This is a genomic window from Pseudomonas sp. Pseusp3 (assembly GCF_047304225.1).
Classification (GTDB): Bacteria; Pseudomonadota; Gammaproteobacteria; order Pseudomonadales; family Pseudomonadaceae; genus Aquipseudomonas; species Aquipseudomonas fluorescens_CD.
This window is the reverse complement of sequence record NZ_JBGLYV010000046.1, coordinates 20,334-33,825: the sequence shown is the minus strand read 5'-3', so window position 1 is coordinate 33,825 and position 13,492 is coordinate 20,334. Positions and strand designations below refer to the sequence as shown.

Annotated in this window: 15 protein-coding genes; 10 read left to right on the top strand and 5 right to left on the bottom strand. The window is 58.6% G+C overall.

Annotation, left to right across the window (positions count from 1 at the left end):
* Window positions 1-16: 16 nt before the first annotated feature.
* Complete coding sequence (locus tag ACCD00_RS17060; protein ID WP_413426256.1) at window positions 17-2,455, top strand: Lon protease family protein; 2,439 nt, start codon at window positions 17-19, stop codon at window positions 2,453-2,455.
* A gap of 317 nt (window positions 2,456-2,772) precedes the next feature.
* Window positions 2,773-3,114 (top strand): hypothetical protein, encoded by a 342-nt coding sequence (locus tag ACCD00_RS17055; protein ID WP_008022519.1) that lies wholly within the window; start codon window positions 2,773-2,775, stop codon window positions 3,112-3,114.
* Between the two features lie 6 nt (window positions 3,115-3,120).
* Here the strand turns inward: ACCD00_RS17055 and ACCD00_RS17050 are convergent, their stop codons facing one another.
* The gene (locus tag ACCD00_RS17050; RefSeq protein ID WP_413426254.1) at window positions 3,121-4,950 is read right to left on the bottom strand and encodes a hypothetical protein; all 1,830 of its coding nucleotides are present in this window, start codon (window positions 4,948-4,950) and stop codon (window positions 3,121-3,123) included.
* 161 nt (window positions 4,951-5,111) lie between these two features.
* Between ACCD00_RS17050 and ACCD00_RS17045 the strand changes: the two genes are divergently transcribed.
* The 3 genes from ACCD00_RS17045 to ACCD00_RS17035 all read left to right on the top strand — a co-directional run bounded on the left by ACCD00_RS17045 (window position 5,112) and on the right by ACCD00_RS17035 (window position 6,761).
* Entirely contained in the window at window positions 5,112-5,600 is a 489-nt protein-coding gene (locus ACCD00_RS17045) for a TIGR00645 family protein (protein WP_007990463.1), read from the top strand.
* 131 nt (window positions 5,601-5,731) lie between these two features.
* Complete coding sequence (locus ACCD00_RS17040; protein ID WP_413426251.1) at window positions 5,732-6,022, top strand: DUF6482 family protein; 291 nt, start codon at window positions 5,732-5,734, stop codon at window positions 6,020-6,022.
* 121 nt (window positions 6,023-6,143) lie between these two features.
* Window positions 6,144-6,761: an FKBP-type peptidyl-prolyl cis-trans isomerase gene (locus ACCD00_RS17035; protein ID WP_008022510.1), complete on the top strand. Its 618-nt coding sequence runs from the start codon at window positions 6,144-6,146 to the stop codon at window positions 6,759-6,761.
* Between the two features lie 132 nt (window positions 6,762-6,893).
* Here ACCD00_RS17035 and ACCD00_RS17030 read toward each other — a convergent pair whose 3' ends face one another.
* The 3 genes from ACCD00_RS17030 to ACCD00_RS17020 all read right to left on the bottom strand — a co-directional run bounded on the left by ACCD00_RS17030 (window position 6,894) and on the right by ACCD00_RS17020 (window position 8,867).
* Window positions 6,894-7,151: a hypothetical protein gene (locus tag ACCD00_RS17030; protein WP_413426249.1), complete on the bottom strand. Its 258-nt coding sequence runs from the start codon at window positions 7,149-7,151 to the stop codon at window positions 6,894-6,896.
* Window positions 7,152-7,354: 203 nt separating this feature from the next.
* Complete coding sequence (locus tag ACCD00_RS17025) at window positions 7,355-7,696, bottom strand: zinc ribbon domain-containing protein YjdM (protein WP_008022504.1); 342 nt, start codon at window positions 7,694-7,696, stop codon at window positions 7,355-7,357.
* Window positions 7,697-7,898: 202 nt separating this feature from the next.
* A complete protein-coding gene (locus ACCD00_RS17020) occupies window positions 7,899-8,867 on the bottom strand; it encodes a polyprenyl synthetase family protein (protein ID WP_413426247.1) in 969 nt (322 codons plus the stop codon).
* A gap of 239 nt (window positions 8,868-9,106) precedes the next feature.
* On the opposite strand from ACCD00_RS17020, the gene rplU reads away from it, so the two are divergent.
* The 5 genes from rplU to ACCD00_RS16995 all read left to right on the top strand — a co-directional run bounded on the left by rplU (window position 9,107) and on the right by ACCD00_RS16995 (window position 12,866).
* Complete coding sequence (gene rplU, locus ACCD00_RS17015) at window positions 9,107-9,421, top strand: 50S ribosomal protein L21 (protein ID WP_007950961.1); 315 nt, start codon at window positions 9,107-9,109, stop codon at window positions 9,419-9,421.
* A 35-nt stretch (window positions 9,422-9,456) separates the two neighbouring features.
* Window positions 9,457-9,714 (top strand): 50S ribosomal protein L27, encoded by a 258-nt coding sequence (rpmA, locus tag ACCD00_RS17010; RefSeq protein WP_003281574.1) that lies wholly within the window; start codon window positions 9,457-9,459, stop codon window positions 9,712-9,714.
* Between the two features lie 195 nt (window positions 9,715-9,909).
* Window positions 9,910-11,133, top strand: coding sequence for an Obg family GTPase CgtA (gene cgtA / locus ACCD00_RS17005; RefSeq protein WP_007970919.1), 1,224 nt, complete (start codon window positions 9,910-9,912; stop codon window positions 11,131-11,133).
* A gap of 137 nt (window positions 11,134-11,270) precedes the next feature.
* Window positions 11,271-12,389: a glutamate 5-kinase gene (gene proB / locus ACCD00_RS17000; RefSeq protein ID WP_413426277.1), complete on the top strand. Its 1,119-nt coding sequence runs from the start codon at window positions 11,271-11,273 to the stop codon at window positions 12,387-12,389.
* Window positions 12,390-12,401: 12 nt separating this feature from the next.
* Window positions 12,402-12,866, top strand: a complete 465-nt coding sequence (locus ACCD00_RS16995) for a CreA family protein (protein WP_413426243.1) — start codon at window positions 12,402-12,404, stop codon at window positions 12,864-12,866.
* Window positions 12,867-13,039: 173 nt separating this feature from the next.
* Here the strand turns inward: ACCD00_RS16995 and rpsT are convergent, their stop codons facing one another.
* Complete coding sequence (gene rpsT, locus ACCD00_RS16990) at window positions 13,040-13,318, bottom strand: 30S ribosomal protein S20 (RefSeq protein WP_007970922.1); 279 nt, start codon at window positions 13,316-13,318, stop codon at window positions 13,040-13,042.
* Window positions 13,319-13,492: the final 174 nt, after the last annotated feature.

Genomic DNA, 13,492 nt, shown 5'->3' with positions numbered 1-13,492 from the left:
TTGTTAAGGAAGCCCGATGCCTGATCCTGTTGCTGCCAGCTTGCGTCTAGCGCCCGAAGCGCTGACCCGTCCGTTTTCCGCTGAACAGTTCAGCTTCTCTACCACCAATGATCTGGAGCCCTTTCGCGGTGTGCTTGGCCAGGAACGTGCGGTCGAAGCCTTGCAGTTCGGTGTGGCCATGCCACGCCCCGGTTACAACGTATTCGTCATGGGCGAGCCCGGCACTGGCCGGTTCTCGTTCGTCAAACGCTACCTCAAGGCCGAAGGCAAGCGCCTGCAGACCCCGGCGGACTGGGTCTACGTCAACAATTTCGATGAGCCTCGCGAGCCGCGCGCACTGGAACTGCCGTCGGGCACCGCCGGTGCCTTCATCGGTGACATCAACGGCTTGATCGACAACCTGCTGGCGACGTTTCCGGCAGTCTTCGAGCATCCGTCCTACCAGCAGAAGAAAAGCAGCATCGACCGCGCCTTCAACCAGCGCTACGACAAGGCCCTGGACGTCATCGAGCGTCTGGCGCTGGAAAAGGACGTCGCGCTGTACCGCGACGCGAGCAATATCGCCTTCACCCCGATGGGCGACGGCAAAGCGTTGGACGAAGCTGAGTTCGCCCAGTTGCCGGAAGCCGAGCGTGAGCGCTTTCACGAGGATATTTCGGCTCTGGAGGAGCGCCTGAACGAGGAGCTCGCCAGCCTGCCGCAATGGAAGCGTGAGTCGAGCAACCAGTTGCGTCATCTGAACGAAGAAACCATCACCCTGGCCTTGCAGCCATTGTTGTCGCCATTGTCGGAGAAATACGCCGAGAACGCGGCGGTTTGCGGTTATCTGCAAGCCATGCAGGTGTACTTGCTCAAGACCGTGGTCGAGCAACTGGTGGACGACAGCAAGACTGACGCTGTCGCCCGCAAGTTGCTGGAGGAACAATACGCGCCAAGTCTGGTGGTCGGTCACTCGGCCAGCGGCGGTGCGCCCGTGGTGTTCGAGCCGCACCCGACCTACGAAAACCTCTTCGGTCGTATCGAATACAGCACCGACCAGGGTGCGCTGTATACCACTTACCGCCAGCTGCGGCCGGGAGCCTTGCACCGGGCCAACGGTGGGTTCCTGATCCTTGAAGCGGACAAGATGCTCAGCGAGCCGTTCGTGTGGGACGCGCTGAAACGCGCCCTGCAATCGCGCAAGCTGAAAATGGAATCACCGCTGGGTGAGCTGGGCCGCCTGGCCACCGTGACCCTGACTCCGCAACACATCCCGTTGCAGGTCAAAGTAATCATCATCGGTGCCCGTCAGCTGTATTACACGCTGCAAGACCTTGATCCGGACTTCCAGGAGATGTTCCGCGTCCTGGTGGATTTCGACGAAGATATCCCGATGGTCGACGAGAGCCTGGAGCAGTTCGCCCAGTTGCTCAAAACCCGTACTTCCGAAGAAGGCATGGCACCGCTGACCGCCGATGCAGTGGCACGTCTGGCGACTTACAGTGCCCGTCTGGCGGAGCACCAGGGGCGCTTGTCAGCGCGTATCGGTGACTTGTTCCAACTGGTCAGCGAGGCGGACTTCATCCGCCATCTGGCCGGCGATGAAAGGACCGACGCGGGACATATCGAGCGTGCGCTCAAGGCCAAGGCCACGCGGACCGGGCGGGTTTCGGCGCGGATTCTCGACGACATGCTGGCCGGGATCATCCTGATCGATACCGCTGGTGCGGCGGTCGGCAAGTGCAATGGCTTGACCGTGCTGGAAGTCGGCGACTCGGCCTTTGGTATACCGGCGCGGATTTCCGCCACGGTGTACCCGGGCGGCAGCGGCATCGTCGACATCGAGCGCGAGGTCAACCTCGGCCAGCCGATCCACTCCAAAGGCGTGATGATCCTTACCGGTTATCTGGGCAGCCGTTACGCCCAAGAGTTTCCGCTGGCAATCTCCGCGAGCATCGCCCTGGAGCAATCCTACGGTTATGTCGATGGCGACAGTGCTTCCCTGGGCGAGGCCTGCACCCTGATCTCGGCCTTGTCGAAAACCCCGCTCAAGCAGTGTTTTGCCATCACCGGTTCGATCAACCAGTTCGGCGAAGTGCAGGCGGTCGGTGGAGTCAACGAGAAGATCGAGGGCTTCTTCCGTCTGTGTGAAGCCCGTGGGTTGACCGGTGAGCAGGGGGCAATCATTCCTCACGCCAACGTCGCCACGCTGATGCTCGACGAGAAGGTGCTGGCGGCGGTGCGTGCGGGGCAGTTCCATGTCTATGCGGTCCGTCAGGCCGACGAAGCCTTGAGTTTGCTGGTTGGCGAGCCGGCCGGCGAACCGGACGAGAATGGCGAATTCCCTGAAGGCAGCGTGAACGCGCGGGTCGTGGAGCGACTGCGGGTTATCGCGGAAATGATCAGTGAAGATGATCTGAAAGAAGCCGAGAAGGAGTTGGCGCAAGAGGCTTTGGCGGAAACCAAGCCGGCTTGATGCAGTAACCCATGTGGGAGCGGGCTTGCTCCGGGCGGCGTTCCGACGAAAGCGTCGGAACATTCAACATTTATGTTGGCTGATTGACCGCTTTCGCGAGCAAACCCGCTCCCACATTTGCTTGTGTGAATAACTGGAAAAGCGTCGTCGAAATGACGTCAATATTCACGCTATGACCATTCGGCGCCTTTCGGTCTCGCGTGGCCTGTAAGCCAGACTTTTCTTCTATTCTCTGCTCAGGGATATCGAGAGTAATCACAGGATCGAAACAGCCTTCCCGAGGGGGCTGAATACCGGATCTACCGAGGGTCGCCGCCATGTCGCGCAACCTCTGCCTCACCCGTCAATGCCTGGGCCTTGTGACCCGTATCGAATGTGCCATCCGTCCATTGGCGGGAGATACGGGCATGTGGACTCTGCTGTTCGCCGCTGGAATGGCCGGCGAACAACCTTCGGCCATCAAGGCCCAAGGCCCGTTTCACGGGCCGGTCGTCGCTGAATCAATCCTCGACACCATCGTTGAAAGCCTGACCCTGCACGGCTACGAGTTGGCCGACGATCCGCAAATCTGGTGCCTGCACCTGCAAGCCCAACTGCGGGAAATCAATGGTGGTCGCTGCCGAAACATGGGCGGTTTCGAGTTTCACCCCGAGCACTGAGTCGCACTATTGATCAAGGCGCATCATGTCGGCCTTTTCGAGTTTGACCTCGAAACCATATTGCACGGTGGCGAGGTCAGTGCGCTGATAGGTTTCCAGGCGCGCAGGCTGCCCGTAGAAGTAATGCACGATAAACTGCGCCGGACCTTGTGCGCTCGCGCCATGGCTGACCGATAGAATCTCCTTCAAGTAATTGCCGCTGTCGTCCTTGGCGAAAAAGCGCCAGTCCTGGGCGGGAAATGCTTTCAGATCCACCACCAGCGCATTGTCTTTGAGTCCAAGGCCTTTGGGCAGTTGACGGGCATCCACGGTTTTTTTGTCGACCGTGGCCAGGAACAGCGGCATCGAGCCCACTGCATAGGCCGGCGTTTGCGGAAACAGATTCAGATCGTAAGTGATGGTGCCGCGCAGGGGATCGACCTGGTACGCCTCAGGCGGCAGTTCGATCGGCTCGTCGCGATTGCCGCGAGCGTCTTCGGTGAAGAAGCTCACCGGGCTTTCTCCGGGGTTGAACGATGTGCCAAGCAGTTCATCGTTGAAGCTGCGCAGATGAGTGAATTCGATTCTTGCAGCACTGGGGTCGTCGACCGACTGACTGATGCTGACGTTCTTTTTCAGTTGATCCTCAGTCAGCGTTGCCCCTTTCAGCCAGCTCGCCGCCTGGTCGTCATAGACCACCACGGACAGGTTCAAGGGCTGGATGGTCTTGTCCGTGGTAATGGCATCAAAGCGCCGAATCGGCAGGTCGAGGTCCTTTCGGGTGACGGTGACGGCAGAAAAATCCAGCATGCTGACTTCGAGGGTTTCGATGGTCCCGTTGAAGTACACCTTCGAATAATGTCGAGTCTGCTGTTTCTCAAAGTTGCGTTGTTCTTCGTCGAGCTGTTTTTCCAGGGACTCGCTCCAGCTCTTTTGCTGCTGCATCTTGGCCAGCTGTTGCTGATAGAAGGCAATCTGTACCGCTGTTTCGTTGATTGAGCCGGCGCGCGTGATGAATTGCCCGGTGCTGTCCCTGGCCTGAACGATCAGCGGCTTCAGCGGTGTTTCACTGACTTCGGGAGCCAGCGGCGCGCTGTTGTTGTATTCGACTTCCGCGTAGTTGTTCGTCAATGTGAGCAGGGTGACACTCAGGTTGTCATTGGTGCGAGTCTGGCCCACGTCCTTTTTCGTCAGGTCGAAGCTGTAGAGGCGGCGTGGCGCGATGACTTCGACTTTGCCTTGCAGGCTCACCGGTTGCGGTTGCTGCTTTCTGTCGATGTCGAGGCCTTCGATGAAGGGGTAGGCCACGGTCAGGTCATCGGGGTTGGTCAGGTTGGAGCTCGATGGGCTGAGTTGAATGCCGGGGTCGGTTTCCGACCATTCCGGCTGGAATGGAATCACCCGTTTATTGCTCAGGGTGACCGACTGCCATTCCAGGCCATGGGGAAACAAAAACGCGGCAGGAATGCTGAACGTGAACGGGAACACCGGTTGCAGATCGATCAGGTAGTCGGAACCGGAGTCCTTTTGCAACACGAACAACCCGTTGATATAGGTGTCGACCAGGGCCTGCGGGGTCGGGTAGTGCTTGAGCATGGCGAGGGCGTCTTCGCCGTATTCGGTTTCCACCGGTTTACTGTCGAGCTTGAGTCGTGCGCGCTCGAGCAGCAGCAGTGAGCCGCCCAGCTCCGACACGGCGTCCTTGAGTTTCGGATCCTGGATGGCGTCCAGCGACTTTTCGAACTGCGCGGTTTTTTCTTCGAGGCTGACCTGGCGTTTTTCATCGCTGGGTGAGCAGCCGCTTAGCAGCAGCACCAGGCAAATACCGGCACTCGTCAAAGGCAATCGCACACCCATTTCCAGTCTTCCTGTCCGACATTACTGAGCAGTCAATGATTTGGACACTAGCAGAAAAACCTTGATACACAGGCGCAGGTGGCGGATTTTTCGACGGTTTCTGGCTATGGACGGGCGGCTGGTATACTCGCGGCCATTTCCAATCCAACGTGTGAGATTCAATGGAACGCTTTATCGAAAATACAATGTACGCCTCGCGCTGGCTGCTGGCGCCGATCTATTTCGGCCTGTCCCTCGGGTTGCTGGCGCTGGCGCTGAAATTCTTCCAGGAAGTCTTCCACGTCATCCCGAACGTGTTTTCGATGGCTGAGTCGGATTTGATCCTGGTGCTGCTGTCGCTGATCGACATGGCGCTGGTGGGCGGATTGCTGGTGATGGTGATGATTTCCGGCTACGAGAACTTCGTCTCGCAACTGGACATCGACGATAGCAAGGAAAAGCTCAACTGGCTGGGCACCATGGACTCTTCGTCGCTGAAAATGAAGGTGGCTGCGTCGATCGTGGCGATCTCGTCCATTCACCTGCTGCGCATCTTCATGGACGCCAAGAACGTCGATCCTGAACATCTGCAGTGGTATGTGATCATCCACATGACCTTCGTGGTCTCGGCATTCGCCATGGGTTACCTGGATAAAGTCACCAAGCACTGATCCATTGCCGGCCCCATGAAACACGCCGCCCGTCTGTTGCAAAACAGACGGGCGGCGTCGTTTGTGGCTTGTGCTTTGATGCGCCGAAGCCTATCCCTGTAAAGAGGCTCGCTACTGCGTGAGGTGCGCTCATGAACCTGCAAGAGTTGAATGCGTATGCCGTCGCCGGGAAGGTCGATGAGCTGAACCTGATCTCCATGGAGGGAGGCATTTACTTGCTTGAGGCGCGTATGCACGGAGCGGCGTATCCCTTGAACGATGCGCCAGGTCACACGATGCAGTTGCGCTCAGTGGAGCATGCCCGTGATGTGCTGCGCTCCTTTCCCAAGTTGCACTTCAACCTTGTGCACACGGTCGTGCATGACGAGATGTGCGGGCTGGTTGCCGATGTGGAGGAAAACCTGAAGGTGCCGATCGCCTGAGGTCCCTCATCAATGACGTGACATCTGTGCTAGTCTGCTGGCCCTTTTGGTTCCGGGCGCTCCGGGACGCGCTGTGCACGCATGGCAAGTTCCCGAGCCGTCCGCACAGCGGAGCAGTGTCATGTCCGAAGTAAATCTGTCCACCGACGAAACCCGCGTCAGCTACGGTATTGGCCGTCAGCTGGGCGACCAGCTGCGCGACAACCCGCCACCGGGCGTAAGCCTGGACGCGATCCTGGCAGGTCTGACCGACGCATTCGCCGGCAAGCCAAGCCGTGTGGGTCAGGAAGAAATGTCCGCCAGCTTCAAAGTCATCCGCGAAATCATGCAGGCCGAAGCTGCAGCCAAGGCTGAAGCGGCTGCTGGCGAAGGCCTGGCTTTCCTGGCTGAAAACGCCAAGCGTGAAGGCATCACCACTCTGGCTTCCGGCCTGCAGTTCGAAGTCCTGACCGCTGGTGAAGGCGCCAAGCCATCCCGTGAAGACTCCGTGCGTACTCACTACCACGGCACCCTGATCGACGGCACTGTGTTCGACAGCTCCTACGAGCGTGGCCAGCCTGCAGAATTCCCGGTCGGTGGCGTGATCGCCGGCTGGACCGAAGCCCTGCAACTGATGAACGCCGGCAGCAAATGGCGCCTGTATGTGCCGAGCGAACTGGCTTACGGCGCTCAAGGCGTTGGCAGCATCCCGCCGCACAGCGTACTGGTGTTCGACGTCGAACTGCTCGACGTTCTGTAAGACCCGCTGATTACCTGTAGGAGCGAGCTTGCTCGCGATGGGCGCAAACGATAACGCGACCATCCTGAATGAACGCGGTGTCTTCGAGTTCTTCGCGAGCAAGCTCGCTCCTACAAAGTTTTGTAGCGTTTTTCATATTTCAATCTTGTGGTGCAGTTCGCTGTGCGGGCGCAACGCCCGGGCATAGCAGAACAGAAACAGGTTTCTCACCACTTCCTTGAGCACCATCGGCTCGCTGGAACTCAAACCATTGAGATCCAGATCACCCTGATCCTGCAGCTCGCTCAAGGCTTCCTCTTCCAGTACGGCACAGACTTCCCCGGTTTCCCGATGCAGGATCCTGAGGTAAGGATGTGGGCGGTCCAGCCAGGCATCGATCAAATAAGTCATGTTTCTCATCTCCACTGAGGGTTTTATGAGAATAATTCCTATTCGCAAAATAGCAAGGGCCTATTGGCGGTTTGCGCCTTTTTCCGGGTAAAGATTGCGTCAGGTCAAAACGACTGGCGTTTGGCTATTGCGAGGGGTTATTGGGTGAAGCGGGGGAGGGTGAGGCGCCATCCCGCGCCGGGCGCGGGATGGAGACAGCAGGTTCAGACTTTTCTGACGAACTCGGACTTGAGTTTCATCGGGCCGATACCGTCGATCTTGCAATCGATGTCGTGATCGCCATCGCACAGGCGGATGTTCTTGACCTTGGTGCCGACCTTGACCACCAAAGACGTACCCTTGACCTTGAGGTCCTTGATCACGGTGATGGTATCGCCGTCCTGCAGGACATTGCCGACCGAATCCTTTTTCACAGCGTCATCGGACGCCGCTTCGGCTTCACCGTTGGCGGACCATTCGTGGGCGCACTCGGGGCAGATCAGCTGGGCGCCGTCTTCATAGGTGTATTCGGAATTGCATTTTGGGCAGGGTGGCAGCGTGCTCACTAAGGCTCCTTGGATTCAGGATCGCTAAAAAGCGCACATTATATAGGGTTTTAGGCGGAGAGGGGGCGGTGCGGGAAAACCTGTAGGAGCAGCCGGTCGACGCTCGATTGCTCGCGATGGACTCAAGATCGCAGCGGGATGCCAGGTTTCCCGTGTCATCGTTGGCGACCATCGCGAGCAAGCTCGCTCCTACAGATGTCTTTTAGTGCGTGCGCGCGACCGCGAACTCACTCAATTCGACCAGTGCATCGCGGTACTCGCTGGCTGGCAGCACGTCGAGGCACTTGATCGCACGGGCTACGTAGTCGCGAGCCAGTTTTGCGGTGTACTCCAGCGAGCCCGAGGCTTCTACGGCTTCGCGGATGCTTTCCAGGTCTTCGATGCCGCCTTTCTGGATCGCTTTGCGTACCAGGGCGGCCTGCTCCGGCGTACCTTCACGCATGGTGTAGATCAGCGGCAGGGTCGGCTTGCCTTCGGCCAGATCGTCACCGACGTTCTTGCCCAGGGTTTCGGCGTCGCCTTTGTAATCAAGCAGGTCGTCGACCAGTTGGAAGGCCACTCCCAGGTGATCGCCGAATGTACGCAGGGCTTCGGCCTGCTCCGGCGTGGCTTCGCACAGGGCGGCGGCACTATGGGTCGAGGCTTCGAAGAGCATCGCGGTCTTGCCGCGGATGACCTCCATGTAGGTTTCTTCGGTGGTGCTGGCGTCACGCACCTTCGACAGCTGCAACACTTCGCCTTCGGCGATGATGCGCGTGGCTTGCGAAAGGATCTTCATCACTGGCATGGAGCCCAGCTCGACCATCATTTCGAAGGAGCGCGAATACAGGAAATCACCGACCAGCACGCTTGGCGCGTTGCCCCACATGGCGTTGGCAGTCGAGCGTCCCCGGCGCATGCCGGACATGTCGACCACGTCGTCATGCAGCAGGGTAGCGGTGTGCAGGAACTCGATGGTGGCGGCCAGCAGGCGCAGGTCGTCACCTTCACGGCCCAGAGCCTTGCCACACAGCAACACCAATAAAGGACGCAGGCGTTTGCCGCCGGCCGAGGTAATGTAATCGCCGATTTTCGATACCAGCGGCACTCGGGAAGTCAGCTGCTTCTTGATGATGCCGTCGACGGCGCTAAAATCGTCCGCGACCGCGCGGTAGAAGGCTTGGGGTTGCATCAGCGACAGTCGCTCCAGAAGGGTTGCGCGGCATGCTAGGACCCACGCCTGCAGGTGTCAAGGCGCGATGGACGGCCTCTTGCAAGGCTAGCGTGGCTTGCGTACAATCGCGCACCCTGAACTTCCTGGGCAGCACCTGCCTTACGCAATTGCAAGCGGGCCTCCAGCCCCATGCAGCCATGCCAGCCAATACCTCTTCTTATAAAGAGCTGGGTGAGCAGGATTATCGGAGAAATACCATGTCTTATGCAGTAATCGTTACTGGCGGCAAGCAGTACAAAGTCGCCCCAGGTGAATACCTGAAGATCGAAAAACTGGAAGTCGCTACCGGCGAATCCGTTACCTTTGATCGCGTTCTGTTGGTTGCCAACGGTGACGACGTGAATATCGGCGCTCCAGTTGTTGCTGGCGCTACCGTTGTGGCTGAAGTGATCTCCCAAGGTCGTCACGATAAAGTCCGCATCATCAAGTTCCGTCGCCGTAAGCACCACATGAAGCGTATGGGCCACCGCCAGTGGTACACCGAGATCAAAATCACCGGTATTCAGGCTTAATTTCAGCCTAATTCCTCACTAGGAGAATTGAACTCATGGCACACAAAAAAGCTGGTGGTAGTACCCGTAACGGTCGCGACTCAGAAGCCAAACGCCTTGGCGTGAAGATGTATGGCGGCCAGGCTATCAAGGCAGGCAACATCATCGTGCGTCAGCGCGGCACCCAATTCCACGCTGGCTACGGCGTTGGCATGGGTAAAGATCACACCCTCTTCGCTAAAGTCGAAGGCGTGATCAAGTTCGAAGTAAAAGGCGCCTTCGGTCGTCGTTACGTGAGCGTAGTCGCAGCTTAATTGCGCGATCGCTGGAAAAGCCCTGTCTCGCGACGGGGCTTTTTCGTTTGTGGGGTGAGTCTCTTGCAAAGCTGTTTGCATGGGCTGTCGGCGTACGATGTAGGTGTCGTGGTTTGGGGTCGCTGCGCTCATTTTTGCAAGAGTCTTATGTCTTGATTGTTTTTCGGCTCGTCCGTATGGCGAGAGGCGTTTGTTATGAAGTTTGTTGATGAAGTATCGATTCGAGTAAAGGCCGGTGATGGCGGCAATGGCTGCATGAGTTTCCGTCGCGAAAAATTCATCGAAAACGGCGGTCCTAACGGTGGTGATGGTGGTGATGGCGGTTCCATCTACATGATGGCCGACGAAAACCTCAATACCCTGGTGGACTACCGTTACACCCGGCACTTCGATGCCGAGCGTGGCTCCAACGGCGGCAGCACCGACTGCACCGGCAAGAAGGGCGAGGACCTGATCCTGCGTGTACCGGTTGGTACCACGGTGATCGACTCTGCCACTCAGGAAGTGATCGGCGACCTGACCAAGGCTGGCCAGAAACTGCTGGTGGCACACGGCGGCTGGCACGGCCTGGGCAACACCCGTTTCAAATCCAGTACCAACCGTGCTCCGCGTCAGACTACGCCAGGCAAGCCGGGCGAGCAGCGTGACCTGAAGCTGGAAATGAAAGTGCTCGCGGACGTCGGTCTGCTGGGCTTGCCGAACGCCGGTAAAAGTACCTTTATCCGTTCGGTATCGGCCGCCAAGCCGAAAGTCGCCGACTACCCGTTCACCACGCTGGTGCCGAACCTGGGTGTGGTCAGTGTCGATCGCTGGAAGAGCTTCGTGGTCGCGGACATTCCGGGCCTGATCGAAGGTGCTTCCGACGGCGCGGGCCTGGGGATTCGCTTCCTCAAGCACTTGTCGCGTACTCGTCTGCTGTTGCACCTCGTCGACATGGCGCCGCTGGATGAAACCAGTGCCCCGGACGCCGCAGAAGTCATCGTCAGTGAGTTGACCAAGTTCAGCCCGTCCCTGGCGGAGCGTGATCGCTGGCTGATCCTGAACAAGTGCGACCAGATTCTTGATGAAGAGCACGATGCTCGCGTCAAGGAAATCGTCGATCGCCTGGAGTGGACCGGTCCGGTCTACGTGATCTCGGCCATTGCCAAGCAGAACACCGAGCGCCTGTGCCACGACATCATGCGTTACCTGGAAGATCGCGCCGATCGCCTGGCTAACGATCCGGCCTACAAGGAAGAGTTGGCCGAGCTCGATCAGCGCATCGAAGATGAAGCCCGTGCCCAGTTGCAGGCGCTGGACGACCAGCGTGCCCTGCGTCGCAGCGGCGTGAAGTCGGTCCACGACATCGGCGACGATGATTGGGACGAAGAAGATGTGGATGACGAAGACGGTCCGGAAATCATTTACGTGCGTGACTGATTCGTTGCGATAAACTTAAGCGCCGCTCAATCGAGCGGCGTTTTGGTATCTGGAAATCGATCGTTGGTCACGAATAACCACGAATAATGTCACGGGCAGTGCTAGGTCGTGCTGCCCTCAAGCTAAGGTTGAAGATGATGCGGAGCAAGGTGACAGGTGCGCAGCGTTGGGTCGTGAAGATCGGCAGCGCTTTGCTGACGGCGGACGGCAAGGGCCTGGATCGCGCGGCAATGGGTGTCTGGGTTGAGCAGATGGTGGCCTTGCATGAGGCGGGTGTCGAGCTGGTGCTGGTGTCCTCCGGGGCGGTGGCGGCCGGTATGAGCCGTTTGGGCTGGACCTCGCGACCCAGTGCGATGCACGAGCTTCAGGCCGCTGCTGCAATCGGCCAGATGGGGCTGGTGCAGGCCTGGGAGTCGAGCTTTGCCAAGCATGGCCGGCATACCGCGCAGATTCTCCTGACCCATGACGACCTGTCCGACCGCAAGCGCTACCTGAATGCCCGCAGTACCTTGCGTGCGCTGGTCGAGCTCAAAGTCATTCCGGTGATCAACGAGAACGACACTGTAGTCACCGACGAAATCCGTTTTGGCGACAACGATACCCTGGCGGCACTGGTGGCGAATCTGGTCGAGGCGGATTTGCTGGTGATTCTGACGGATCGCGACGGCATGTTCGACGCTGATCCGCGCAACAATCCGGATGCCCAGCTGATTTACGAGGCGCGTGCCGATGATCCGGCGCTTGATGCGGTGGCTGGCGGTACGGGTGGGGCGCTGGGGCGTGGCGGCATGCAGACCAAGTTGCGCGCTGCGCGTCTGGCGGCGCGTTCCGGTGCTCACACCATCATCGTCGGTGGGCGGCTTGAGCGCGTACTGGATCGCCTCAAGGCGGGCGAGCGCATCGGCACTCTGCTCTCGCCGGAGCGTGGCATGCTGGCGGCGCGCAAGCAGTGGCTGGCTGGTCATCTGCAAACCCGTGGCACCCTGGTGCTGGATGCCGGTGCCGTGACCGCGTTGTCCCAGGGCAACAAAAGCTTGCTGCCAGTTGGGGTCAAGTTGGTGCAGGGCAGCTTCCGTCGTGGTGAGATGGTGGTCTGCGTGGCGCCGGACGGTCGCGAGATTGCCCGTGGCCTGGCCAACTACAGTGCGCTGGAAGCGCAAAAAATCATCGGTCAGTCGTCCGATGCGATTGTCGGTCTGTTGGGTTACATGGCGGAACCGGAGCTGGTTCACCGCGATAACCTGATTCTGGTCTGAAGGAATACCTGAATGCGTGTGGCAAAAGGATTGTTGGGGCTGTTGCTGGCGATGCCGCTGCTGGCTTCGGCTGAAGAGATCGGTCAGGTGTCGACGGTGTTCAAGTTCGTTGGGCCAAATGACCGGATTGTGGTCGAGGCCTTTGACGATCCCAAGGTCGACGGTGTGACCTGCTACCTGTCGCGCGCCAAGACGGGTGGTGTGAAGGGTGGTCTGGGGTTGGCCGAGGATCGTGCCGAAGCGTCCATCGCTTGCCGCCAGGTCGGGCCTATCAGCTTCAAGGGTGAGCTCAAGGATGGCGACGAGGTGTTCAAGGAGCGTACGTCCCTGGTGTTCAAGACCATGCAGGTGGTGCGCTTTCTCGACAAGAAGCGCAATACGCTGGTGTACCTGGTGTATAGCGATCGCTTGATCGAGGGTAGTCCGCAGAATGCGGTGACGGCGATTCCGATCTTGCCGTGGGCGAACGCTCAGTAAAGCTACGAAGATCGCCAGTGTAGGAGCGAGCTTGCTCGCGAAGATCTCCATGACGCCGCGTTTCTTCGGGAGACGCGCTTTATCGTTGACGACATTCGCGAGCAAGCTCGCTCCTACAAATCGCAGGCAATAAAAAACCGACCCTGAGGTCGGTTTTTTAATGAGCGGGTCGCTTAGGCAGCAGCGGCAACGTTCAGGGCCTTGACGTGGCCATTCAGGCGGCTCTTATGACGAGCGGCCTTGTTCTTGTGGATGATGCCTTTATCGGCCATACGGTCGATAACTGGCACAGCCAGAACGTAAGCGGCTTGAGCTTTGGCAGCGTCTTTTGCGTCGATGGCCTTAACTACATTCTTGATGTAGGTACGAACCATGGAACGCAGGCTGGCGTTGTGGCTGCGACGCTTCTCAGCCTGTTTTGCACGTTTTTTGGCGGAAGGTGAGTTGGCCACCGTCGAGCTCCTCGAAAGACTTTTTAGGAAATAGCAAACAAAATAGGCCGCGAATCATGCCGATGAGTTGATGTGTTGTCAAGGGCGGTTGATGCGTTCCGCTGAGTGGTCGATCTAAAGAGGCGGGATATTTATTTCCGGCGCTTGACCTGTAAACTCGCGAGCTTTGGCTCT